Origin of the sequence: Nocardia sp. NPDC056952, assembly GCF_042674185.1 — a bacterium.
In the GTDB taxonomy this organism is placed as follows: domain Bacteria; phylum Actinomycetota; class Actinomycetes; order Mycobacteriales; family Mycobacteriaceae; genus Nocardia.
On record NZ_JBHURA010000001.1, the window covers coordinates 1,262,970 to 1,287,038 of the forward strand.

General features: G+C 68.3%; 23 protein-coding genes. 5 read left to right on the plus strand and 18 right to left on the minus strand.

The window, feature by feature from the left end; all coding sequences use genetic code 11:
- Positions 1–124: 124 nt before the first annotated feature.
- From bphC to ACFTS5_RS05685, 3 genes are read right to left on the minus strand one after another with little or no spacing between them, the layout of a single operon-like run.
- Positions 125–1,030 carry a biphenyl-2,3-diol 1,2-dioxygenase gene (gene bphC / locus ACFTS5_RS05675; RefSeq protein ID WP_378627733.1) on the minus strand — a complete coding sequence of 302 codons (906 nt, stop codon included), beginning with the start codon at positions 1,028–1,030 and terminating at the stop codon, positions 125–127.
- 26 nt (positions 1,031–1,056) lie between these two features.
- Positions 1,057–2,235, minus strand: a complete 1,179-nt coding sequence (locus ACFTS5_RS05680; protein ID WP_056809617.1) for an acyl-CoA dehydrogenase family protein — start codon at positions 2,233–2,235, stop codon at positions 1,057–1,059.
- A 37-nt stretch (positions 2,236–2,272) separates the two neighbouring features.
- Entirely contained in the window at positions 2,273–3,448 is a 1,176-nt protein-coding gene (locus ACFTS5_RS05685; protein WP_378627736.1) for a Rieske 2Fe-2S domain-containing protein, read from the minus strand.
- Positions 3,449–3,651: 203 nt separating this feature from the next.
- On the opposite strand from ACFTS5_RS05685, the gene ACFTS5_RS05690 reads away from it, so the two are divergent.
- Both ACFTS5_RS05690 and ACFTS5_RS05695 read left to right on the plus strand, forming a co-directional pair.
- Complete coding sequence (locus tag ACFTS5_RS05690; protein ID WP_378627738.1) at positions 3,652–4,257, plus strand: hypothetical protein; 606 nt, start codon at positions 3,652–3,654, stop codon at positions 4,255–4,257.
- A gap of 137 nt (positions 4,258–4,394) precedes the next feature.
- Positions 4,395–5,252: a DNA/RNA non-specific endonuclease gene (locus ACFTS5_RS05695; RefSeq protein WP_378627739.1), complete on the plus strand. Its 858-nt coding sequence runs from the start codon at positions 4,395–4,397 to the stop codon at positions 5,250–5,252.
- Positions 5,253–5,275: 23 nt separating this feature from the next.
- Here the strand turns inward: ACFTS5_RS05695 and ACFTS5_RS05700 are convergent, their stop codons facing one another.
- Both ACFTS5_RS05700 and ACFTS5_RS05705 read right to left on the minus strand, forming a co-directional pair.
- On the minus strand, positions 5,276–5,809 hold the full coding sequence (locus tag ACFTS5_RS05700) for a VOC family protein (protein WP_378627741.1): 534 nt from the start codon (positions 5,807–5,809) through the stop codon (positions 5,276–5,278).
- Between the two features lie 111 nt (positions 5,810–5,920).
- On the minus strand, positions 5,921–6,580 hold the full coding sequence (locus ACFTS5_RS05705) for a TetR/AcrR family transcriptional regulator (RefSeq protein WP_378627742.1): 660 nt from the start codon (positions 6,578–6,580) through the stop codon (positions 5,921–5,923).
- Positions 6,581–6,722: 142 nt separating this feature from the next.
- On the opposite strand from ACFTS5_RS05705, the gene ACFTS5_RS05710 reads away from it, so the two are divergent.
- Positions 6,723–7,685, plus strand: coding sequence for an oxygenase MpaB family protein (locus ACFTS5_RS05710; protein ID WP_378627744.1), 963 nt, complete (start codon positions 6,723–6,725; stop codon positions 7,683–7,685).
- Here the strand turns inward: ACFTS5_RS05710 and ACFTS5_RS05715 are convergent.
- On the minus strand, positions 7,682–8,308 hold the full coding sequence (locus tag ACFTS5_RS05715; protein WP_378627746.1) for a TetR/AcrR family transcriptional regulator: 627 nt from the start codon (positions 8,306–8,308) through the stop codon (positions 7,682–7,684). The genes ACFTS5_RS05710 and ACFTS5_RS05715 overlap by 4 nt on opposite strands.
- Positions 8,309–8,379: 71 nt before the next feature.
- Between ACFTS5_RS05715 and ACFTS5_RS05720 the strand changes: the two genes are divergently transcribed.
- Both ACFTS5_RS05720 and ACFTS5_RS05725 read left to right on the plus strand, forming a co-directional pair.
- Positions 8,380–9,141, plus strand: coding sequence for a 3-hydroxyacyl-CoA dehydrogenase (locus tag ACFTS5_RS05720; protein WP_378627748.1), 762 nt, complete (start codon positions 8,380–8,382; stop codon positions 9,139–9,141).
- Positions 9,142–9,283: 142 nt separating this feature from the next.
- Entirely contained in the window at positions 9,284–10,663 is a 1,380-nt protein-coding gene (locus ACFTS5_RS05725; protein WP_378627749.1) for a wax ester/triacylglycerol synthase family O-acyltransferase, read from the plus strand.
- Between the two features lie 55 nt (positions 10,664–10,718).
- On the opposite strand, the gene ACFTS5_RS05730 is transcribed toward ACFTS5_RS05725, so the two are convergent.
- The 12 genes from ACFTS5_RS05730 to ACFTS5_RS05785 form a co-directional block, all read right to left on the minus strand.
- Positions 10,719–11,603 (minus strand): alpha/beta fold hydrolase, encoded by an 885-nt coding sequence (locus tag ACFTS5_RS05730; protein WP_378627752.1) that lies wholly within the window; start codon positions 11,601–11,603, stop codon positions 10,719–10,721.
- Positions 11,604–11,666: 63 nt separating this feature from the next.
- Positions 11,667–12,683 carry an alpha/beta fold hydrolase gene (locus tag ACFTS5_RS05735; RefSeq protein ID WP_378627754.1) on the minus strand — a complete coding sequence of 339 codons (1,017 nt, stop codon included), beginning with the start codon at positions 12,681–12,683 and terminating at the stop codon, positions 11,667–11,669.
- A gap of 22 nt (positions 12,684–12,705) precedes the next feature.
- Positions 12,706–13,206 carry a DinB family protein gene (locus tag ACFTS5_RS05740; RefSeq protein WP_378627756.1) on the minus strand — a complete coding sequence of 167 codons (501 nt, stop codon included), beginning with the start codon at positions 13,204–13,206 and terminating at the stop codon, positions 12,706–12,708.
- 119 nt (positions 13,207–13,325) lie between these two features.
- Positions 13,326–14,342: an ABC transporter substrate-binding protein gene (locus ACFTS5_RS05745; RefSeq protein ID WP_378627758.1), complete on the minus strand. Its 1,017-nt coding sequence runs from the start codon at positions 14,340–14,342 to the stop codon at positions 13,326–13,328.
- 81 nt (positions 14,343–14,423) lie between these two features.
- Positions 14,424–15,350, minus strand: coding sequence for a TAXI family TRAP transporter solute-binding subunit (locus ACFTS5_RS05750; protein ID WP_378627759.1), 927 nt, complete (start codon positions 15,348–15,350; stop codon positions 14,424–14,426).
- Positions 15,347–16,795: a sensor histidine kinase gene (locus tag ACFTS5_RS05755; RefSeq protein ID WP_378627761.1), complete on the minus strand. Its 1,449-nt coding sequence runs from the start codon at positions 16,793–16,795 to the stop codon at positions 15,347–15,349. The genes ACFTS5_RS05750 and ACFTS5_RS05755 overlap by 4 nt, the downstream gene beginning before the upstream one ends.
- Before the next feature lie 16 nt (positions 16,796–16,811).
- Entirely contained in the window at positions 16,812–17,471 is a 660-nt protein-coding gene (locus ACFTS5_RS05760) for a response regulator transcription factor (protein WP_378627762.1), read from the minus strand.
- A 46-nt stretch (positions 17,472–17,517) separates the two neighbouring features.
- The gene (locus ACFTS5_RS05765; protein ID WP_378627764.1) at positions 17,518–18,888 is read right to left on the minus strand and encodes an MFS transporter; all 1,371 of its coding nucleotides are present in this window, start codon (positions 18,886–18,888) and stop codon (positions 17,518–17,520) included.
- 360 nt (positions 18,889–19,248) lie between these two features.
- Positions 19,249–19,707: a DUF1905 domain-containing protein gene (locus ACFTS5_RS05770; protein WP_378627766.1), complete on the minus strand. Its 459-nt coding sequence runs from the start codon at positions 19,705–19,707 to the stop codon at positions 19,249–19,251.
- A 134-nt stretch (positions 19,708–19,841) separates the two neighbouring features.
- Complete coding sequence (locus tag ACFTS5_RS05775) at positions 19,842–20,879, minus strand: lipase family protein (RefSeq protein ID WP_378627768.1); 1,038 nt, start codon at positions 20,877–20,879, stop codon at positions 19,842–19,844.
- Between the two features lie 97 nt (positions 20,880–20,976).
- Positions 20,977–22,461 carry a flavin-containing monooxygenase gene (locus ACFTS5_RS05780; protein WP_378627771.1) on the minus strand — a complete coding sequence of 495 codons (1,485 nt, stop codon included), beginning with the start codon at positions 22,459–22,461 and terminating at the stop codon, positions 20,977–20,979.
- On the minus strand, positions 22,458–23,924 hold the full coding sequence (locus ACFTS5_RS05785) for a flavin-containing monooxygenase (RefSeq protein WP_378627773.1): 1,467 nt from the start codon (positions 23,922–23,924) through the stop codon (positions 22,458–22,460). Before ACFTS5_RS05785 ends, ACFTS5_RS05780 begins: the two co-directional genes overlap by 4 nt.
- Positions 23,925–24,069: the final 145 nt, after the last annotated feature.

Here is a 24,069-nt window from a genome sequence, read left to right on the forward strand (position 1 = left end):
TATACCTATTCATACCATCCGTTGTGGTCGTTGTCACATGAATCGGCAGGCCAATATGAAAAAGACGGCCCCTGGCCCGAGCGAGAAGCTCGGGCCAGGGGCCGTCGTGGGACTACCTGCGGAATTACATCGCCGCGAGCGGCTCGCTTCCGGACCAGTCGTGGCCCCAGTAGCTGTCCGCGGTGATCTCCTCGGCGCTGTAGTACGTCTCGTCGACCCGCATGCCTTCGGTGCCGAACTCGATATCCCAGCCGCCGGGCGCGCGGACATAGAACGACACCATCTTGTCGTTGGTGTGCCTGCCCAGCGTCGAGGACACCGAGAAGCCGTCCTTGGTCACCCGATCGAGAGCCTGGCCGACAGCGTCGAGTGAGTCGACCTCCACCATGATGTGCACCAGGCCCGGCGCGCCACCGTGCGGAGCCGGGCACAGCGCCAGGCTGTGATGGCGTTCGTTGACACCGAGGAACCGCACCCGCATCGGGCCGTACTCCGGCGGCGCCGGGATCCGGAACGCGCCGCGCGGCAGGAACCCGAGCACGTCGGTGTAGAAGCCGAACGCGCCGTTGGGGTCCATGGTCGGCAGCACGACATGGCCCAGACCCTGTGCGCCGGTGACGAACTTCGCGCCGAACGGGGTGATAACCGGGCTGTGGTCGAGCACCGCGCCGTGGAAGATCTCGAGGGTGGCGCCGGTCGGGTCCTGGAAGGTGATGACCTCCTCGACCCGGCGCGCGTCGGCCTCTTCGACCGACAGCGGTTTCACCGCGATCCCGGCCGCCGTCACGGCTTCCTGCACGCGGACCAGGGCCGCGTGGTCGCGGACTTCCCAGCCGATGGTGACGATGGCGTCGCTGTCGCCCGGCACGATCGTGATCCGCGCCGCGCGCTCGTCCATCCGCAGGTACAGCGCGTCCTCGTCGGGCCCGCTGCCCTGGGCGAAGCCGAGCACCTCGAACGCGAACTTGCGCCACCGGTCCATGTCGGCGGTCTGGATCTTGACGTAGCCGAGGCCTTTGATGTCTGTCATTTCCGTTGCCCTTCGTGGTATTCGGGTCAGATCATCGAGCGCAGGTTGTCCGCGGGCTCGAGACCGAGGGAGCTGACGGCCGAGGCGTGGTACACCGTGCTCGGCACGTGGATGGCGTGGGCGAGGCCGACGTGGGCGTCGCGCCAGTAGCGCTGCAGCGGCTTGTCGATCCGCATGGCATTGCCGCCGGAGCGGGCGAAGATCTGGTCCACGGCGGTGACCGCGCGCCAGGCCGCGCGGACCTGGGTGCGCCGGACCGCGGCCCGCTCGGCGAAGCCGATCTCCTTGCCCGCGTCGACGGCGTCGAAGATCTTGTCGGCGTTGGCGAGGAGTTCCTGGCGCGCGGCGTTGATGTCGGCGGCGGCCTCGCCGATGGCGAACAGCACGTACGGATCGTCCTTGACCGCGGTGCCCTGCGCGCCGACCCGGTCGCGCTGGTAGTCCAGGTGCGCGGCCAGCGCGCCCTCGGCGATGCCGACCACCGCGGAGCTGATGCCCAGCGGGAACATCGTCGACCACGGCATCTTGTACAGGGTCTCGGTGACGCCGTACTCCTTCTGCGCGGTGCCGTCGATGACGTGGTCGCCGTTCATCACCCGGTAGTCGGGCACGAACGCGTCCTTGACGATGATGTCCTTGGACCCGGTGCCCTTGAGGCCCACCACATTCCACGAGTCCTCGACGATCTGATAATCCTGGCGCGGCAGGATCATGTGCAGCATCGTCGGCGGCATGGCCATCTTGCCCTCGGCATCGCCGAGCATGGCGCCCAGGAAGATCCAGTCACAGTGGTCGGTGCCGGAACTGAACTGCCAGCGGCCGTTGAAGATGTAGCCGCCGTCGACCGGACGGGCGATGCCGGTCGGCGCGTAGGGCGAGGCCATCCAGGTGTCGTGGTCGTCGGCCCACACCTCGTCCTGCACCTTCGGGTCGGCGAAGGCCAGCTGCCACGGGTGCACCCCGACGATGCCGGCGATCCAGCCGCTGGCCGGGTCGAGTGCGGCGGTGGCCATCACCGTCTCGGCGAACTCGCGCGGGTGCGCCTCGTAGCCGCTGTACTTCTTGGGCTGCAGCAGGCGGATCGGGCCCGCCGTCTTCAGCAGCTGGGCCGTGGCATCGGGCAGCTGCCCGAGACGCTCCGCCTCCGGTGCCTGCTCGCGCAGCTGGTCCGCGATGGCGGCGATATTGTCGAGAACTCTGGTCATCTCCGGTGATGCTTTCTGTTCGTGGTGGGGTGAGGGATCAGGACATGGTGTCGATGACGGCGCCGCGGGCGATATTGTCGGCCACCTCGGCCTCCCAGCTCGTCACCGCGCGATCGGTATCGATCTCGAACTCGAACCGCTTGGTCATGTCCTCGGTGACGTCGTCGACGTCGACGTAGAACTGCTTGTACCAACGGCGTAGCTGGTACACCGGGCCGTCCTCCTCCGAGAGCAGCGGATTGTCGATGGGCGCCTTGTTCTTCCAGATCTCGACGTCCTGCTCGAAGCCGTACTCCACGCCCTGCGCGAACTGCGCCGCCATCGCGTTGGCGTCCTCGTCGGACATGCCCTCGGGCTTCTTGACCATCGCGCCGTACTGCAGCACGAACGAGTTCTCGTCGACCGGGTAGTGGCAGTTGACGAGCACCGTCTCGATTGTCATCCCGTTCGATTCGCTCCACAGCCAATCGAGCATGTACGACGGACCGAAATACGAGGCGTCCGAACGCAATGCGGAATCCGGGTCGTCGTAGCTGGTGCCGACAGTGACGTCGTGGCGCGGGGTCGAGCGCATGTACTGGGTGGCGACGTGGCCCTCGAAGACGTTCTTGAAGTAGCGCGGGAACGAGTAGTGCACGTAGAAGAAATGCGCCATGTCGACGACGTTGTCGACGATCTCGCGACAGTGCGAGCCCTCGATCAGAATCGAATTCCAGGTCAGGTCGGTCCACTCCGGCGTGCCGTACCCCTCGATCTCGGGAATGGTCACGTCATCGGTGGGCTTGCTGCCCTGCGGGTCGTGCCAGACGTAGAGCTGGCCGTTGCGCTCCAGCGTCGGCCAGGTGCGGGTCTTGGCCAGCGGCGGCACCCGGCGCGCGTACGGAATGGCCGTGCACTTGCCGTTACCGCCCCAGCGCCAGTCGTGGAACGGGCAGGCGATCGAGTCGCCCTTGATGGTGCCGCGCGCGAGGTTGCCGCCCATGTGGCGGCAGTAGCCGTCGAGCACGTGCAGCGCGCCGTCGGATTCGGACTGGAACACCACGAGCATGGTGCCGAAGGCCTTCACCTCGTGCGGGTTGCCGTCGCGGAACGACGAGAGCAGGCCGAGGCAGTGCCAGCCGCGGGCGAACCGAGTCGGCGCCGCGGCGGCCTCGATCTGCCGGTAGTCGGCGGTGGTGTCCTGCGATCGGCCGTTCGGCGAGTTCTCCGGCATCGAAACCTCCATGTTCGGACGGAGTGGGGATGAGCTGCGCCGATGGTCGCGCCGCGCGAGGGTCGGCGGGTCGTGGTGTTCCCGGTCAGCGGACATGTTTTCGTCCCGGTCGGCCGCTGTCCCGATGACCGGGAGAGGAACCGATCACAGCGTGCGGACCGCCCTACCGTGACGGCATCGGTTTCGACGAGCAGGAGTGAATCATGGGTAACGTCGCGGTGGTACTGGACACCGATGCCATCCGGCTGTTCGCGCGAGCGGCGCGTTCGGACAACCCGGCCTACCGGCTCGCCGATCGGCCCGTGGTGCCGCCGACCTTCCTGCCCGCCGACGGATCCATCGCAGGGGAGCGGGTCGAGACCGATCATCGGTTCTTCGGTCCGCCGCCGCGCGCGGGTGACCAGCTGACCGCGATCCGCGCGGGTGCCCCCGGCCAACCCGCCGTCGGCGCCGCCGAGTCGCTCACCCGATACTTCGACCGCACGGGCGGTCTGGTCGCCGAGTCGTGGGCGGCGGCAGAATCCTTCGCGGGCGAGCAGGTGTCACCGCAGGCGGCGGCGCTGCTGGCGACCTACGCCACCGACTGGCTCGGGGCCGAGGCGATCCGCCGCTTCCGCACCAGGTCGGTGCGACCACTGCCGCCCGGCGATGTCATGTCGTGTTCGGGACGGGTGACCCAGAGCTACGTGCAGGACGGCGAATCCCGGGTCGATGTGAGCCTGTGCGGCGCCGACGCCGCGGGCACTGTGGTAGTACGTGCGTGGGCCACCTTCGCCGTGACCGGCGACGGGACACCGGACCCGCGATAGGGGAGCGGACCTCACCTCGGCCCTCGGGCGCGGACAACGGGTAGTCGACTACTCGTGAGGATGTCCGCGGTGGCGGCGACGATCGTGTGTACGCAACTGCCGACACACCTTGTCTACCCTTCGGGAAGGGGCCTGCGATGACCGTCCACGTGGATTCTCCGTCGACAACCGGTATCGAGAGCGACGCGCCGCGGACCGGGTACGACCCGGACTTTCTCGGGTCGAGGGTCGAGATTCCGGAACTGGATGCGGCCGTGCGCGGCGACGCGGTTCGCCTCGACGGCTCCGATGTCATCAGCTACACCCACTTCTCGTTGGCGCTGAGCCGGCCACGGCGGTTCGCGTTCTGGGTGGCCTGGAACATCGACGGCGCCGCGATGCGCAAACTTTCCCGCACCGGCATCGACTTCGTCAAAGACCCACGCCTGCCCGCCGAAGCGCAGGTGGGAAACGAACTCTACCAGCGGAATCGGCTCGATCGCGGGCACCTGGCACGGCGCGCGGATCTGCTGTGGGGCAGTGAAGCCGAAGCCGAGCAGGCCAATGTCGACTCGTTCTTCTACACCAACATCACCCCGCAGATGGACGACTTCAACCAGAGCAGCCGCGCCGGGGTGTGGGGTCAGCTCGAAGACGCGGTCTTCGCCGACGTCGAGGTCGACAACCTGAAGGTGAGCGTGCTCGGCGGGCCCGCCTTCCGCGCGGACGACCAGGTGCATCGTGGCGTGGCCCTGCCGCGGGAGTACTGGAAGGTGATCTGCTTCGTCGAGGGAAATCGACTGCGGTGCAAGGCGTTTCTGCTGACCCAGAACCTCGACGAGCTCGAAGCGCTCGCCCTCGACGAGTTCCGCGTGTTCCAGGTCGCCGTGGCCGAGATCGAACAGCGAGTGCACTGCCGGTTCCCGGCCGCACTCCACATCGCCGACACTTTCGTGACCCAGGAGTCGGTGGCCCAGCGCAGCCCGCTCGAGTCGACGGCCGACATCAGCTGGTAACCGCTAGCCGACACCGGCGCGGGTCACGACGTCGCCGCCCGACGTGCCGCCACGCGCGCCCATACCTGAGGATCGGTGCGTGGGCCGCCCTCGGTGGTCGCGCCGTACCGCCGGATCTGGGCGTCGATGTCGAGTGGCGCGGTCAGTGAGGTGCCGGGAGCGAGCGCGTCCTCCACCTGCTCATCGGGCACCAGCCAGCACACCTCGAACTCGATGCCGTCGGGGTCGCGGGCGTAGAGCGCCTTGGTCGACCCGTGATCGCCGGCACCGGTCAGTGCGCGCGCCGCCGTCAAGCGGTCTCGGACCGCGACGAGCTCGGACAACGTGTCCACTTCCCAGGCGACGTGATAGAGCCCGACCGAGCCCGCCGGGCCCGGCGCGGATGTCCTGGCCTGGAAGAGCCCGAGGTCGTGATCGTTGGCCGAGCCGGGGTAGCGCAGAAACGCGCCGCCGGGGAATCCTTCGGCGAGCCGCTCGAAACCGAGCACGTCCTCGTAGAACGCGATGCTGCGCGGCAGATCCGCGACGAACAGAACGATGTGGTTGATTCCCCGCATCTGGCGGCCTCCTCGATCGGCAGTTCTCGATCTCCGAGCGTCCCACGCCGACCTCCGGCGAGACCACCGGACGACCGGGGAGTGGGAGACTTCGTGCCCGGGCGGCTCGCGCTATTGCGCCGACTTCGTCGCGGTGACGTGCTGCGTGCTGTCGGAGCTGAGCAGCAGCCGGGCGATGAGGTCGGTGAGATGCTCCCGGGTGGTGTCGAATTCGCCGCGCATCCAGGCCGCGACCAACTCCAGTGCGCCGCTGACCACGCTGTAGGCGGTCATATCGGCGTCGAGCGGATCGGCGGGTTCGGCGAGGATCTCGCGACCCACCGCCGACATCGCGCGGGCGATCGCGTGCTGGGTGCTCAGTCGCGCTGCCTGCAGTGCCTCGGTGCTCTGCGCGTTCAGCAGCAGGGCCGATCGGCGGGGGTCGGCGAGCAGGAAGCCCAGCGCGGCGTCCGCCGCCGCGCGCACCTGGCTGTGGACGTCGGGGTCGGCGTCGTGGGTGGCGGTGACCACCGCGGCGATGCCGAGGCCGGTGTGCTCCTCGACCAGGGCGGTGAGCAGGGCGTCGCGATCGGCGAACTGCTCGTAGAAGTAGCGATCGTTGAGGCGGGCTCTCACACAGACGGCCCGTTTGGTGACCGCCGGAGCTCCGCCCTCGGCGAGCAGGTCGAGCGCGGCGTCGAACAGCGCGCCGCGACGGCGGGATCGGCGTTCGTCCGCGGCTACACCGCCGTAGACGCGTGATGTCGCCGCGTCGTCGGTGTCGTTGCGCATGGCCGCCTTTCCTCTTCTCCGGGCGCCAGAATAGTCCACCCGGAACTCTTGACCCTCCCGCAATTGTGGTGCACTCTGACACCAGACTAGTTTGTGGTGTCGTCCAGCACCAGAACTGTCGGCGGAACAAAGGAGTTCACCGATGACCTGTCCTGTGCCACATCAGGAAACCCGCTCGGCCGACGTCGCCCCGGCGTCCTCGCGCGAATCCCACAGCGCCGTCGCACGATTCGAACGTGTCGGCGGATCGGTTCTGTTCGGCTTGTTCGGGGTCGGCCTGTTCGACCAGCCGATGCTGCCGCCCGTGTCGGCCGCGCTCGAAGCCACCGGGCGGTCGCGATACCAGCCGTGGGGGCGCGCAGTGCGCACCGCGGCGGCCGACCAGCTGATCTATCACGGCGAAGACGCCGACCGCGACGCCGAGTCGCAGCGGCTGATGCTCCTGCATCGCGACGTCAAAGGCGTGGGCCCGGACGGTGAACGCTATTCGGCGCTCAACCCGCACGCCTGGAACTGGATCCTCTACTCGACCTTCTTCGTCCAGCGCGGCGCCTACCTCGCATTGACCGGCGACACCCCGTCACCGGCCGCCGACCAGGCCATCTGGGACCACTACCGCACCAAGACGCGCGGTCTGCACCTGCCGGGCAACTCGCAGCCGATCGTGAACTACGCCGACCTGGCCGTCCACTACGACCATATGATCACCGAACTGCGGGCGACCCCGGCACTGGAAGCGGCCACCACGACGGTTCGGCGTGCACCGCGCCCGGACTTCCTGCCCGCCGTCACCGCCCCGCTGTGGTGGGTGGGCGCGCCCGCGTTCGGCTATATCGCGATGGTTCTGGGCTGCGGCATCATGCACCCCGAGGTGCGAGCCAAGATGCCGATCACCTGGACCGCTCGCCACGACCGGCACTTCCGAGTCCTCACGACCGCCCTGCGCGTCGCCTACACCCGGCTCCCGGCCGCGGTCACCGACTCCCCGATGGCCCGTAATCGGCGCAAGTACGAACAACTGGTCGAGCGATATCGTGAGGTCGGCCTCACCTCGTTCGCACCGGAGACCGGCGAGGCCCGATCGCGGCGGCGCGTGCGAGCCTAGGCACGGTCGAGTGAAGCTCGGTCCGGCGCGGAGCCAGGCAGGTGCGGATCCATCCAGCGCAGCATCCGGTCGACCGAATCCGCGCAGTCGCCCTGCGCGCCGGACTCGGCCCATTCGATCAGCGCGGCGAAGGTGGCGGACTGGTACGCGGTGGCGATGGCCCGGCAGATGGGAGCGGGGGAGGCGGGCAGTCGACCGGCGAGGTAGCCCGACAACGTATCGATCCACGGGCGGTAGACCCGGGGAGCTGTCGCGGCCAGCTCGGGTTCGGAGGAGATCAGCCGCAGCCAGTCCGGCGCCAGCTCCTGGATCTGCGGATCGCGCGATACCGACTCGACGATCGCGGACCGCACGACCACCGCGGGCGGCTCCTCGGGTGCGGCGCCGGCGAGCGCGTCTCGGAGCCGCTCCGTCGCGGGCGCGACGCCGATCCAGGCGATCTCGGATCGGGACGAGAAGTGTCGCAGCAGGGTTCGCGTGCTGATTCCGGTGGCCTCGGCGAGGTCGCTCCAGCTGGTGGTGGCGAAACCGCGGTCGGTCCACAAGCGCAGCGCGCCGGCCGACACAGCCCTGGTGTCCAGCACCGAGGGGCGGCCGGGACGGCGGGGAGCTGGCTGGGTCACCGCGAAAGCCAAACAGTTTTGGCGAAGTGTGTCAATATTCAGTGAGACCTCACCGAAAACAGGAGAACAGTATGGATTTCGTCAACTCGTCCGCGATCGTCACCGGCGGTGCGTCGGGTCTCGGCTTGGCGACCGTGCAGGAACTGCACGCCAAGGGCGCCAAGGTCGTCATCGTCGACCTCTCCTCGTCCAACGGCGCTGCCATCGCCAAGGAGCTGGGTGAGGGCGCGGCGTTCGCGGCCGCGGACGTGACCGACGAATCGGCGGTGGCCGCAGCACTCGACGCCGCCGAATCGCTGGCGCCGCTGCGGATCGCGGTGAACTGCGCCGGCATCGGCAACGCGATCAAGACGGTCGGCAAGAAGGGCGCGTTCCCGCTCGCCGACTTCACCAAGGTGATCAACGTCAACCTCGTCGGCACGTTCAACGTGATCCGGCTGGCCGCCGAGCGCATGTCGGGCACCGACCCGGTCGGTGAGGAGCGCGGCGTCATCATCAACACCGCCTCCGTCGCCGCTTACGACGGCCAGATCGGCCAGGCCGCCTACGCCGCGTCCAAGGGTGGCATCGTCGGCCTGACCCTGCCGATCGCGCGTGACCTGGCGAGCTTCAAGATCCGCGTCGTCACGATCGCGCCCGGCCTGTTCCGCACGCCGCTGTTCGAAACGCTGCCCGAGGAGGCGCTGCAGTCCCTCGGCGCGCAGGTGCCGCACCCCTCGCGCCTGGGGCAGCCCACCGAGTTCGCCGCGTTGGCCCGCCACATCGTGGAGAACCCGATGCTCAACGGCGAGACCATTCGTCTCGACGGCGCCATCCGGATGGCGCCGCGCTGAGTTGATCTGTGCGACACCACCTCCGGCCGGGCCCGCTGCCCGGCCGGAGGTGTTTGTCGGCACCGGCGTACCACTTGTGATCGTCGTCAAAGTTCGGCACGGGTGACAGCAAAACTAGAACGTGTTCTAGTAGGCTTCTGCTATGGAACAACTCACCGGACTGGATGCCAGTTTCCTCTATCTGGAGACCGACACCCAGCATCTCCACGTCTGCGCACTGCTGATCCTCGACCCGGCCGACGGTCACTACTCCTTCGGCAACCTCCGCGACGAGCTCCGCAAGCGGTTGCCCCTCATCCCGCATATGCGCCGCCGAATCCACCCGGTGCCGTTCAACCTCGACCATCCGCTGTGGGTAGACGACGCCGACTTCGACATCGACAACCACATCCGGCGGGTGGAATTGCCGGAGACGGGTGGTCTGGCTGCGCTGATCGGCGCCATCGCCAGTCTCCCGATGGACCGGAATCGGCCGCTGTGGGAGATGTCGGTGGTGGAAGGTCTCGACGACGGCAAGGTAGCCGTCGTCTGTAAGTACCATCACTCGGCCGTCGACGGCATCACCGGCACGAACATGATGATGCACCTGTGCGATCTGGAGCCGGGGACCAGTCGCCCGGAACCCGAGCCGTGGCAACCGGAACCGGTGCCCGGCGATCTGGAACTGGCCGCGCGGGCCGCGGTCCGCCTGCCCGCCAGGGCAGGCATGCTCGGCATGGTCCCCAAGACCCTCGGGATGGTCGCGGGCTTCGCGCGGCGGCGCCGCAACAATCAAGCCGGGATGGAGCTTCCGTTCTCCGCGCCACGCACGCCGTTCAACCAGGCCGTCACCGCGGCGCGGTCGGTCTCGTTCACCAAGACCGACCTCGGCGCGATCAAGGAGATCAAGGCCGCGTTCGGGGTGACGGTCAACGATGTGGTGCTGGCCGTCGTCGGCGGCGTGCTGCGCCGCTACCTGGACGAACGAGGCGAGCTGCCCGACCGCTCCCTCATCGCCTCGGTGCCGGTCTCGGTGCACGAATCCACCCGGCACACCGAGGGGATCAACAAGGTCTCGACGCTGTTCTGCCGTCTGGGCACCGATGTCGCCGATCCGGTCGAGCGGCTGCGGGTGCTGGCCGTCGCGAACCGCGAAGCCAAGGCCGAACACGACATGATCGGCGCCGACTTCCTGCAGGACTGGTCGAAGTACGCCCCGCCCAACACCTTTCGGCTGGCCTCGCGCGTGTACTCGTCGCTGAAGCTGGCCGAACGGCACCCGGTGGTGCACAACCTGGTGGTCTCGAATGTGCCGGGCCCGCCGATGCCGCTGTACTTCCTCGGCGTCCGGGTGGACGGGATGTTTCCGTTCGGTCCGGTCTTCCACGGCGCCGGGCTCACCGTCACCGTGCTGTCGAACTGCGGCGATCTGGATTTCGGCTTCATCGCCTGCCGCGACCTGGTTCCCGATATCGAAGCGCTGGCCGAGGCGGTGCCCGCCGTGGTCGATGACCTGCTCGCCGCGGCGCGGGCCGAGGGCTGACCACCTGCCCGGGCCGATCGCCCTGTTCGCCACCGGCGTCGAACAGGGTCGTCACCTACAGCCGAGCCGCCACTGCCCGGCACGCGTCGGTCAACGCCGGCACGAACCGGTCCGGCGCGACGGCGCACGCCGCGTGACCCGCCGCGACCGGATGAATACTCGACCCCGGGACCGCAGCCGCGAGTTCGATCTGGCGGTACACCGGGATCGCCCGGTCTCTGGTCGTGATGACCACCGCGGTCGGCATCTGCAGCTCCGATAGCCAGTCGGTGGCATCGAACGTCCCGATCTCGGCCAGCACGGGTGCCAGCGCCCATCCACTGGTACTGCGGAATTCGCCCACCGCCCAGCGGCGCAGCTGTCCCGGCACCAGGGCGGGCGGCAGATCCGGCAGGGTCCGCGTCAACCGCCGGGCGCGGCGATAGGGATATTCTCCCAGGGCTTCGGCGACGGAAGCGAAACCGCGATGGAACGCCCGCTCGCGCCATTTCTCCTGGAAGCGATACGGAGTCGCGCACAACACCAGCCCCGCGACCCGGTCCGGGTGCCGGCGGGCCGTGAGCAGCGACACGATACCGCCGAGCGAATAGCCTACGCAGACAAAGCGGTCCACGTTCAGCGCATCGGCGACCGCGACCACGTCGTCGGCGCAGTCGTCGAGCCGGAACCGCGCCGACTGGATCCCGCGCCCGTGCCAGCGTTGATCGAACAGCACCACGCGATACCGGGCGCTCAGCGACTCCAGCGCGGGAAACCAGTTCAGTGCCGCCGTGCACGCGGTGCCGTGCAGCAGGATCAGCACGGGTGCGCCGGGTGGTCCGGGGAGGTCGACGACATAGGTCCGGCCACGTCCGGGAAGGTCGAGTATCCGCCCACCGGGAATCTCGTCCACGGCGGGCACGACGAACGGCCCTGTCCGCACCGATCGCGCAGCACCCACGGGGCCTCCTCGGGCATTTCTAGAACTCGTTACAGTTCATGATGGCATATCGGCGCGGCAGCGTCAGGCGAGGAAGCGCTGGAGTTCCTCGGTGACGAATCGAGGGTTCTCCTCGACGAGCCAATGTCCGGCGCGCGGCACGTCGACCGCCCGCACGATGTTGCTCAGGCGCGGGGAAACGGTGGCGCGGATCGCCTCGAGCTGCCCCTCGGCGGTCATGAGCAGAGTCGGGACAGGTGTCGGCGCGGTCGCCACAGTGTCGCGGACGTCCTGGTCGAGGGCGCGGTAGAGCTCGAAGCCGCCCGCGAGGGCCTCGGGCTTGCGGTAGGTGCGGGCGAACTCGTCGACCTCGGCGTCGGTGAACGGGGACCGATCCGACGTGCCGCCGAACGCCGTGCCGCCGAAGGAGACCTGCGGGTAGAACAGCGCCAAATACTCGCGAACGTCGTCGCCGACAACAGCTTCGGGGACTCGCCGCTGGGAGTGCAACGCGATGTGCCAGCTCAGGGTGCGGTAGGTCGCCGCGTCGATCGCGGGCCCGGGCAGCGGGAGATCGAGGTAGCCGAGGCGGTCGGTATCGGCGGGAAACTGGGCGGCGTACGCGAAGGCGACGGCGGCGCCGAAGTCGTGTCCGACCACGCGCGCATCCCGCACGCCGAGCCGCTCGGCGATGAGGGTGTGCACGTACCGCGCCAGCGTGGCCTTGTCGTAGGCGGTCGGTGAACCGGTGCTGTCACCGAGTCCGGGCAGGTCGACGGCGTAGACGGTGTGGTTCTCGGCGAGGGCGGGCATGATCGGCCACCAGCCGTACCAGGTCTGTGGCCAACCGTGGATCAGCACCACCGGTGTGCCGCTGCCGCCGGTCACATAGTGCATCCGGACACCGTCGATGTCGGCGAACTCGTGCCGGAATGTCTTGTCGAACACGGGGTCACCCGCCGTCGCGGCGGCGTGGGGTGCGATGCCGGAGGCGGCCGGGGAACAGGCTGCGGCACACATCGTGAGCAGGAAGGCGAGTACGAAGGCCGCTGCCGCACGGGCGGATCGACCGACGCTGTGCGGTCGGGAGGTGGAGATCATCTGTTCCTCGTCGGGGGTGAGATCAGCGGCCGGTGGCGCCGTCGATCAGTTCGCGGAGGATGTCGGCGTGGCCTGCGTGGCGGCCGGTTTCCTCGATCATGTGGGTGAGTGCCCAGCGCACACTGGGAGCGCGGCGGCCCGGTCGCGGTCTAGGCAGCGGCGCACCGAGATCGGTGCAGCTGTCGAGTATCTCGTTCGCTTGCTCGACCGCGGCCCGGTAGCGGGCGACGACGTCGGCCACGGTGGCAGACGCCGGGGCGTGGAATGTCGCCTGCCAGTCGGTCACGGTGTCCCCGAGGAACATCGAGCGTTCGACGAAGGTCAGGTGCTCGAGCAGGCCGAGCAGGTTGGTGCCCGAAGCCACCGCGGCCGTGCGCACGCGAGGTTCGGGCGCGCCGTCCACCTTCGCGACGATCGAAGTCCGCAGATAATCGAGGAATCCGCGCAGGACCTCGATCTCCTCGCCTCCCGTCCGCGGGGGCGGGGTGTCTCGGCGGCGGGCGTGACGCGTTGTGCTGGGCACGGTGGTCACCTTCCTTCGTCGCGAACGTCAGGCGCTGCGGTGGATGAGCAGGCGCGCCCAGTTTCGTTGAGGCCACCACGATCTGGCACGCGAAATTGCGGGTTCGGCAAAAAGGTCGGTCAGCGGACTCGCTTCGCGTCCCGGATCGTGGTCGCCAGGCGTTCCAGCAGGGGAGCGGTGGCGGCATGGGAGAAGCGGAAGATCGGCGACCAGGGCGCGACCTGGCCGGCTACCACCGCGGGTAGGCTGCGCCAGACCGGCCGGTCGGCGAGCGCGGCCGGCTGCAGGCCCGAGGATCGGTCGTCGAGCAGGATCAGGTCGGCCGGATACCGGTCTGCTGTCTCCCAGCTCAGCGATTGGAAGTAGCCGCCGGGGTCCACCTGGTCGGGGACGACGAATTCGACGCCGAGTTCGGTGAAATAGCTCAGATCGGCCGAGGCGCGCGGGTCGGAGGCGTAGAAGAGTTCCGGGGTCGCCGAGGCGGCGAGCACGCGCAGGCCGGGGCGCGCCGCCACGGCGTCTCGCACCGCCTGGGACGCGGCGGCGAAGCGCTGCTCCGCGGCCGCGACCGCCGGGGTGGCGGTCTCGGCGCCGAGCGCCGCGGCCAGGGCGCGATAGCGCGCGATGATGTCGGGGAGCCGCTGACCGGCGATCCGCACGGCGACCACATTCGGGTTCGCCGACTCGATCTTGGACAGATTGTCGTCGGGGACATACCAGAGTCGGCCCGGCACATAGGAATCGGTGACGAGCAGATCGGGCTCGAGCGTCGCGTACTTCTCGATGTCGAACTGCCCCCAGGCGTCACCGACGACGGCCACCGAGTCCGGGTCGAGGTCGCCGAGCATATCTCGGTCATGCGCTTCGCCGAAAATGCCCACGATGGGCTCGCGCACCCCGTAATCGACCAGCGCGCCCGCCGAACCCGTGAACGCGACCACCCGGCGCGGCGTCCCCTCCGTCCGCACGGTGCCGCCACGACCATCGGGAAACTGCCAGCTCCCGGTGTTGTCTCTTCCGTTGTCGGCGCCGGCCCCGCAGGCTGTAAGACTCGCACTCACCCCGACCGCCCCCGCTACCGCGAAGAATCGGCGCCGGGTGAGGGCGCGGTCCTGTCGGTCCTGGTTCGCGATCACGATTCTCCTCCGCACGTGGCTATCGGTTCGCGATCACTAGACCATATTCACTAAGGCAAGGCAAACCTAACTAGGTCGGATTCAGCCGTGCCAGCGGCGGTACACCTCGGCGGCGCCGGGGTGCAGCGGGACGGTCCCGGTGCCGATCAGGAATCGGCCGTCGAGGAACTGTGTGCCCGCGGCCTCGGCGGGGACGAGCGCGTCCGCGTGGTGGACCAGCAGGTCGACGATGGCGGCCGCTGTCTCGTCGGGCAGGGTCGCGGCGGCGAGGAGAAGGTTGGCGACGCCGATCGTGTGTACCGCCGGGCTGCCCGGATAGGCATCGGCGGGAATAGCGACCCGGTCGTAGATAGGGCCGTATCGTTCTCGCAGGGGAGCGGCGAGGGCGCCGAGGTCGATCAGCCGCAGGGGATCGGGCACGGCGAGTGCGGCGGTGGGCACGCCACCGGCCCACAGCAACGCGTCGATGGCGCCGTCGGTCAACCGTTGCGCGGCCTCGCGCAGCGGTCGATGCTCGACCACGACGTCGACGCTCGGATCCAGCCCGGCCGTTGTCAGCAGTCGCTGACCGGTGACCGCGGCGCCCGAGCCCGCGGCGCCGAGATTGACCCGGCGTCCACGCAGGTCGGCGACCTCGTTGATCGGATCGCCGGTACGGACCGCCAGCTGGAGATAGTTCTCGTAGACGCGACCGAGCGCCAGCACACGGCCGCCGAAATCGCTCGCCGAATCCGCCAGCGCCAGTGCGGTGTCGACGTCGCCGTCGGCGACCATCCGCAGATTCTGTTGCGACCCAGCGGTTTCCACCGGTTCGATGCGGAGAGTGTCGGTGTCGTCAGCGGCCGCGGCGGCCAGCAGTCGCGCGAACGCGTAGTAGAAGCCCCCGTCCTCGCCCGAGGCCAGCCGCACCGTTGACCGGTCGTTCGTGCCGCACCCGGCCACGCCCGCCGACACGAGTGCGGCCAAGGCCAGCATCCGGCGACGTGACATCGGCGATCCACCACTCATCGCGTCACCGCGGGTATCCGAACCGTCACGGCGAGCCCGTGCGGGCGCACCGCCTCGACCGTCAAGCTCGCGCCCCACGCCGTGGCCAGTGCCTGCGCGATCGACAGGCCCAGCCCCGTTCCGCCCGCGGCCGCGGCGGAACCGCGGAAGAATCGCGCCGTGAGTTTGTCGAGTTCGTCCGGCGCGACGCCCGGCCCGTCGTCGGCGACCTGGACCCTCACCCAGCCCGGGTCGTCGCTCACCCCGACGACCGTGTGCGCGCCGGATCCCGCGTACCGGCACGAATTGCTCAGTGCCACATCGAGAATCTGGGCCAGCGCCGCCGAGCTGATCGCCGCCGCGCTGTGGCTGCCGGAATCCTCACCGCCGTCCGGCGGCGCAGCGCTGACCGATCCGCCGGGTCGGCGTGCCGTGCTCAACCGCATCCCCGCGTCGTCGAACGCCGACCCCCATGCGTCGATTCGGTCGGCCACGACCTGTGCCGGATCGCACCGCTCGTCGGTGGATGCCGCGGTGCCGAAGGACGCGGGTGCTTGCGCCACGGCCAGCTCCAGCAGATCGTCGAGAAGCGCGGTCAGCCGTTCCACTTCCGCGGTCGCACCGCGGAAAGTCGCCGACGCCTGGCCGGGGACCGCGTACTCCAGCGAGTCGAGACGAATCATCAACGCGGCGAGTGGGTTTCGCATGGCATGTGCGGTATCGGCGACGAGCTGGTGTTGCGCGTCGGCGGAATCGGCGACGGCGGTGGCCATGGCGTCGACGGATTCGGCGAGGTCACGGACCTCCGGTGGGCCACCGTAATTTCTGGTGATCGGGGCGCGGCCGCGTGGTTTCGGCAGTGTCGCGGTGAGTTCGGCGACCGCGTCCGACATCGCGGCCAGCGGGCGCAGCACCCATCGGCTCAGGACCAGTGCCAACAGCACGAAGACCACCATCGCGCCGAGCGCGCCCACCGCGATCACCGCCCACACCCGGGCGATCGTCGTGCGCGCCGCGGCGGTCGACGCCTCGATCACGACGGCACCGTTGACCTGCACGCCGGTGCCGACGGGCCGGGCGATGAGCATGACCGGAGCGCTCCACGGCGTCAGCCGATCCACCTGCTGCGGTCGCTGGTTGCGGCGAGCCGCGGCCACCGCGGCCCGGATCCGCGGATCGCTCACCTCGACCCCGGCGTTGACGATCGGTGCCCCGCGAGCGTTCACGACCAGCACGTTCTCCCCGTACAGCTCGTGATAGCGGCCGACCTCGTCGGCGAGTGCCTGCACCCCGCCGGCCGACCCCGCCGCGTCGGCGAGGGTCGCGAAGCGGTCGGCGTCACCGGACCGGCCGAGCACCAGCTCCTGGGTTCGGCTGGTGGCGGCGGTCAGCGACAGCGGAATCGCGAAGGCCAGCACCGCGAGCGCCGCGAAGACGGTGAGCGCGATCAGCAGTCTGCGGCGCATGCCGGTCCTCGGGCACTCACTCGCCCCACCGATACCCGTAGCCACGAATGGTGGTGATCAGCCCGGGTCGGTTCAGTTTGGCGCGCAGCCCGGTCATGTGGACATCGAGCGAGCGCGAGACCGCGACGAACGCATCGCCCCAGATGCGGTCCATCAGCAGCTGCCTGCTCACCGCGGCGCCCGGCCGTTCCACCAGGACCTCGACGAGCTCGAATTCCTTCTGGGTGAGCGCGATCGGAGCACCGGCCACCTCGACGACCCGCGCACGCAGATCCACTCGGACATCACCGGTGACGACTTCGGTCCTGGCCCGCGTGGCGACGGCCGCGGCCCGGCGCAGGACGGTCTCGAGCCGCGCCATCAGCTCGGCGATCCGCGGGGGCTTGACCACATAGTCGTCCGCTCCGCCACGCAAGCCGCGCACGATGGAGCGTTCGTCGCTGCGGGCGGTCAGGATCAACACGGGGATCGTGCTGACCTCACGCAGCTGACGCAGGACCTGCAACCCGTCGGCATCGGGCAGCCCGAGGTCGAGGAGCACGGCGTCGAAGTCGCGGTGGGCGATGAGCAGGTCGGCGCCACGGCGCATGCGCTCGGCCCGGTAGCCACGCGCGGTGAGCGCCTCTACCAGGGCGTCGCCCACTCCGTCGTCGTCCTCGACCACCGCAAGCCGCACGCGCCGATCCTCCCATAGCGGCAGGACCGGCGCGTGTTCCGGACGGTCAGCCACGCACGGCGGCCATCGCCCGTTCCGGCTCGACCGCATCGGCATCGACGACGTCGTCGGCGTCGATGGTCGACTCGGCCGACGTCTCCCGCATGAAGTAGTAGGTGATCAGCGAGATCGCGATACATCCGGCGACGTAGAAGAAGTAGAGCGACTCGAGGCCGGCCTTCTTCAACGCCAGCGCGATCATCTCGGCGGTACCACCGAAGATCGCGACGGTCAGCGCGTACGGCAGCCCGACGCCGAGCGCGCGGATCTTGGTGGGGAACAGCTCGGCCTTCACGATCGAGTTGATCGAGGTGTAGCCGGTGACGATCACCAGCGCGGTCATCATCAGGCCGAAGGCCGCGAGTGCGTTGGAGGTGTGCGCGAGCGCCGTCATGATCGGCACCGTCAGCACGGTGCCGGCGATTCCGAAGAAGATGAGCAGTTTGCGGCGGCCGATCCGGTCGGACAGACCGCCCGCGATCGGCTGGAGCACCACGAAGACCAGTAGCGCGACGAAGTTGATCCAGGCCACGGTGTCCTTGGAGATGCCCGAGGTATTGATCATGAACTTCTGCATATAGGTCGTGTAGGTGTAGAACGCCACCGTGCCGCCCAGTGTCAGGCCGACTACCAGCAGGCACTCGCGGGGGTACTGCAGCAGGACCCGCAGCGAACCGCGCGAGCTGCTCGCGGCCGCCTCGCCGGACTCGGACGTCTTCTCCATGGCCTTGAACGAGTCGGACTCGTCCATGCCACGTCGCAGCAGCATCACCACGATCGCGCCACCGGAACCGATCAGGAACGGGATGCGCCAGCCCCAGCTGTACATCTGCTCGGACGAGAGCATCTGCTGCAGGATGATCTGCACGCCCAGCGCGACCAGCTGACCCGCGACCAGTGTCACGTACTGGAAGCTCGAGTAGAACCCGCGCCGGCCCGGGGAGGCGACCTCGGACAGATACGTTGCGCTGGTGGCGTATTCGCCGCCGACCGACAGTCCTTGCAGCAGTCGCGCCATGAGCAGCAAGACCGGCGCCGCGATGCCGATGGTCTGGAATCCGGGTGTCACCGCGATCATCAGCGAACCCGCGGCCATCACCGTCACCGACAGGGTGAGGGCGGCGCGTCGGCCGAACCGGTCGGCGTAGCGCCCGAGCGCCCAGCCGCCGATCGGGCGCATGATGAACCCGACCGCGAACACCGCCGCCGTCGACAGCAGTTGCGCCGTGGGGTCGCCGTCGGGGAAGAACGCCTTCGCGAAGTACACGCTGAACGCGGCGTAGACGTACCAGTCGTACCACTCGACGAGGTTGCCGATCGAGCCGCGCAGCACGTTGGCCACGACTCGCCGTTCACCACCGGCCTGTGTCGTTGTCACCTTGGACCCTCCTCTATCGGCGCGGCATTGCGCCGTCGGAGACCACTGTGTCGGCGCTCACATGCCGAAAGGAAGCGGCACGGGCGGTTCCTAACCTTCCCTTAGGACGATCCTCGCGACCGCTCTCGCCGGAGCCGGTGCGCAGGCCCGGGTGCTGGGCGAGGCGGCGCACACGATGGAGGACGAGATGAACGCGCTGTGGCAGGCGTGGCGTCAGGCGGCGGGAACCGGGGCGTCGGGGGTGTCGGGACGAACGGCCACAGGGCCGAGGATGCTGGCGGATTCTGTTGCAGCGGAACGGGTCCGCGGTCTATTGGGGTCATCCGGCACCGCGTTTCCGTGGTGCCAGAACTGAATTCGTTACATCTTGGCGTCGCCGGTGAGCTCGGTGACGATCTTGGCGATCCGGGTGGCGCGGGTGCCGGCACGCTTGGCCTCGGTGACGGACTGCACGCGTTCGCGCTGCTTGCTGTAGGACAGCGCGGCGAATGCCGCTGTCGAGCCGGGACGTTGCTCCAATGCCTGTGCGAGATCGTCGGGAACCTCGACGGTGCGGTCCTCGCGATCGAGTTCGACGGTGACCTCCGCGGTGTCTCCGGCGCTGACACCCGCGGCTTCGCGGTTCGACGCGTTGAGGGGCACCATGAACTCACCGCCGTACACGGCCACCGTGCTTCGGAACGTGTGGGGCCCGATGGTCACGACGACCCTCGGCCGTTTCCCGTCGCCGAGCGCTTCGACGACGTCGGCGGGTACCCGGAATCCGGTAGCGGTCTTTCCGCCGAGTTCGATCTGGGTGGTGAAGTGATGTGACGTCACTGCTGCCTCCGGCTCGACTGTGGACGGCATGTCGGTCGCAGGATGGCCCTGCTGTCCTCATCAGCTCTTCATCGTAGGGGTCGGCACCGGCGGTACTGCGCGGCGCAACGTCGGACGAACTCCGGCGGCATCGCTCAGGAGGCGGTCGGGGTCGCTGTCCGGTCTTGCTCGGCGAAGCAGTCGGCGAGGAAAGCGAAGCCGGCCCGGGCGAATTGCGGTGCCGCGGTGAAATGGCCACCGAATCGGATCCGATGTTCGCTGACCTCGACGCCGAGTTCGCGCCACCGCTGGGTGAGCAGCTCGGTCTGGCGGTAGGGGACCACCCGGTCGCGGGGGCCGTGCCCGACGAGCACCGGCGCTGTCGGCGGTAGGTACCCGAGGCTGACCTCACGCATTCGCTCGATCCACACCGGATCCTCGAACGGGTCGGTGCTCAGATAGACGGTCCGCGACTTCGGGATGACGAACCCGACCGCGGCGAGCGCCAGCGGATGCAGTCGACGAATCACCGGCAGCGTCAACTTGCCCGCGGCGTTGAGATTTCGGCGCAGATCCAGGTTGTCGAAACTGGCTTCCAGCCCCAACGCCGAGTACATCAGCAAGAACAAGCCCGCGGTGCGATCGAGGCTCGCACCCATTTCGGCGAGGTCGGCCGGTGGCGCGCCGATGGCGACACCGGCCAACGGCAGATCTGGAGCGTAGAGCGACTGGATCTGCGCGGCCCAGGCGGCGGTGTTCCCGCCCTCGGAGTAGCCGTAGATCCCGTACTGGCTGATCTGCGCGGATCGGGTGGTGAGCAGATACCGCGCGGCACGCATGACGTCGAGCAACGCGCGGCTGTTGGCCGGACCGATCACATAGGGATGGGTTCCCTCGGTTCCCAGCCCGGGGTAGTCCGTGACCGCCACCGCCCAGCCGCGGGCCAACGCGGCGGCGATGAACACCCCTTCGTATTCCAGCCCGCGCTCGAGCAGCCGCGACACCGCTGCCGAACGCGCCATTCCCTGGGTGCCCGGAGCGAACCCGACCAGTGGCAGCGGTCCCGAGATATCGCGGGGAATCAGAATTGCTCCCGAGACCGTGATCGGCTTTCCGGCAAGGTCGGTGGAACGGTACAACACGCGATACGCGTCGGCCCGCACCGTGATTCCCGGGGCGATCCGTGCGGTCATCGATCTGATTCGCAGGATTTCCCCGGCGGCCGCGCTGCCGACGGTCGATTCCGGGAGGGGCTGATAGAACTGTGTGCGCCGGCACGACATCATCGGATCAACCCCGCGACGTGGGCGCGGCGACACGGTCGAACGTCAGTACGCCGTCGAGGAGTTCGCCTTTGCCGAGTAGGGCGCGATCGCGGTAGTAGTTGTTGACCACCTTCCAGGGGGAGCGCCGCCCCTGTCGCGGCATGACACCGTCGCCGCGCTTGATGTAGCCGGAGGTCAAATCACCACCCATCACGGACTCTTCGGCGATGTCGTCGGCACCCGCCCGCACCGAGAATCGGGAGTATCCGCCGTCGCGCATGGCGTTGAGGACCCGGCAGAAATAGGTGGCGGCGAGGTCGGCCTTGAGCGTCCATGACGCGTTGGTGTAGCCGAGGATGATCATGGCATTGGGGACTCCGGAGATCAGGACACCCTTGTAGAGCACCGAACCGCGCGGGTCCACCGGGACACCGTCGACCACGAGTTCGGCGCCGCCGACGATCTGTACGTTCAGACCCGTGGCGGTGACGATGATGTCGGCCTCGAGCTCCTGGCCCGACTCGGTCAGCACGCCCTTCTCGGTGAACTTCGCGATGCGGTCGGTGACGATGTCGGCCTTGCCGCTTTTCAGCGCCTTGAACAGGTCACCGTTGGGCACCACGCACAGACGCTGATCCCACGGGTTGTAACCGGGCGTGAAGTGCCGCATGTCGATCTTGTCGCCCACTTGCAGTCTGACCTGGTTCAAGAACACCTTCTTGGCCAGCTCGGGATTGGTGCGCGAGAGCTGGAAACTGGCGCGCTGCAAGGCGATATTACGGGCACGGCCGATCCGATAAGCGATCTTCTCCGGCACACGCGCTTTGCGCATCGTGATCGCGACGGGATCATTCGAGGGCAGCGTCTGGATGTAGGTGGGCGAGCGCTGCAGCATGGTGATGTGCTCGACGGCGTCGGCCATCGCGGGGATCAGCGTGATCGCGGTGGCGCCCGAACCGATCACCACGACCTTCTTGCCCTGGTAATCGAGGTCCTCGGGCCAATGCTGCGGGTGCACGACCTGGCCGGTGAAGTCCCCGGCGCCGGGGAACGTCGGCTGATATCCCCTGTCGTAGTCGTAGTAGCCGGTGGCGCCGACGAGGAAATTCGCCGACCAGGTCTCGATCTCGCCGGTGCGCTCGTCGAGGACTTCGCCCGTCCACAGTCCGGTGGTGCTGTCGAAGGAGGCGCGAATTCCCCTGCGGCCGAAGTGGATGTGATCGAGGACGCCGTATTCGCGGGCGGTGTCCTCGATGTAGTTCCGGATGCTCGGCCCGTCGGCCAGGATCTTGGTGCCGATCCACGGGCGGAACCCGAAACCGAAGGTCAGCATGTCCGAGTCGGACCGGATGCCCGGATACTTGAACAGATCCCAGGTGCCGCCGACGTTGTCGCGACGTTCGATGATCGCGAAGCTACGGCCGGTCTGCTCGCGAACGAGCTGACAGGCAGTGCCGATGCCGGAGAGGCCGGCGCCGATGATCAGTACGTCGACGTGTCGTGTCGTCATGACAGAGTTCCATCCTGGTGAGTGATCAGGTAGTCGCGGTCGTCGGGTTCGGTGAGCAGGGTGTCCATCGTCTTGCGGTCGAAAGGCCACAGGTCGATGGTGTTTTCCTCGGTGAAGTACCAGGAGTTGCAACCGGTGTTCCACACGGTCGGGCCCATGGCGTCGGCGACCGAGTCGTTGAACCGGACGGTGGCCTCCTCGGTCACCTCCACGGTGTCGAACTCGTTGTCGCGGAAGCGTTTCAGCCACCGCGTGATGTAGCGGGCAGTCAGTTCCGCGGAGTACTGCAGCGAGATCGACCCGGTGGGCGAGTTCGGGCCGAGCACGGTGAACAAGTTCGGGAAACCGGGGATCGCGGTCATCCGGTAGGCGCGTGGCCCCTTCGCCCAGGCCTCGTCGATGCTCAGGCCGTCGCGGCCGCGCAGATTCATCGGGCGCATGTAGTTGTGGGGGTGGAAGCCGGTCGCGAAGACGATCACGTCGAGGTCGTGGTGGGTGCCGTCGGCGGTGCGGATCCCGGTCGCGGTGATCTCGCTGATCGCGTCGCTCACCAACGCCGCGTTGTGGGCGCCGATCGCGCGGTGATAGGTGCCGGAGAGGACCTGCCGTTTGCAGAACGGCTCGTAATCGGGAGTCAGCGCCGCTCGTAGCCGCCGATCGCGCACCTGGGTGGTCAGCGACCACCGGGCGAGCTGCTGCGCGGCGCGGCGCCGCCACGTCGGTTTCAACGCGATATCGGCGAGGATGCCCGAGCTCCACAACAGCGTGGAGTAGAGGCGCTGGTGCGCGGCGGGCGCGGCGGCGAGCAGCCTGGCCAGCAGCCGCGGCTGGGGCAGACCCATCGGAGCCCAGAGCACCCACTGGGGGGTGCGGGCGAACTGGGTCAACTTCGCGGCTCGCGGTTGCAGCGCGGAGACCACCTGAACGCCGGTGGACCCGCTGCCGATCACCGCGATGCGCTTGCCGACGGTCTCGATCGCGTCGTCCCAGCGGGCGGTATGGACCACCGCACCGGTGAACCGGTCGATTCCCGCGATATCGGGGGTGAAGGGGTGGTGCAGCACGCCGGTGGCGGCGATGACGAAGTCCGCCTTGATCTCTCGGCCGCCCGCGAGGGTGACGGTCCACCCGTCGGCGCCGTGAACGGCCTCGGTGACCTCGCTGTTCAGCGCGAGATGATCGGTCAGACCGAACTGCTCGACCACATCGCGGTGGTAGCGCTGGATCTCGCCACCGGTGGCCCAGATCTGTGACCAGTCGGGCTTGGGTGCGAAGCCGAACTGATAGATCTGCGACGGAACATCGCAGGTCAGTCCGGGGTAGCGGTTCCAATGCCAGACCCCGCCGACATCGGAGCCCTTCTCCACGATCACGAAGTTCTCGAAGCCGGCCTGCTTGAAGATCACGCCGGCGGTGATCCCGGCGACGCCGGCGCCGATGATGACGATCTTCGGGTCACGCATGACGAACTCCTTTGTTCTGTCTCCACACGCATGGACTGACATGTCATTCTAACTACGGAATGAAGTGTCACTCAACTTTGACGGAGGCTATCATCACAGGCGTGGTCGGACCAGAGGCACTCGGAGACAGACGCGCTCAGCGAGC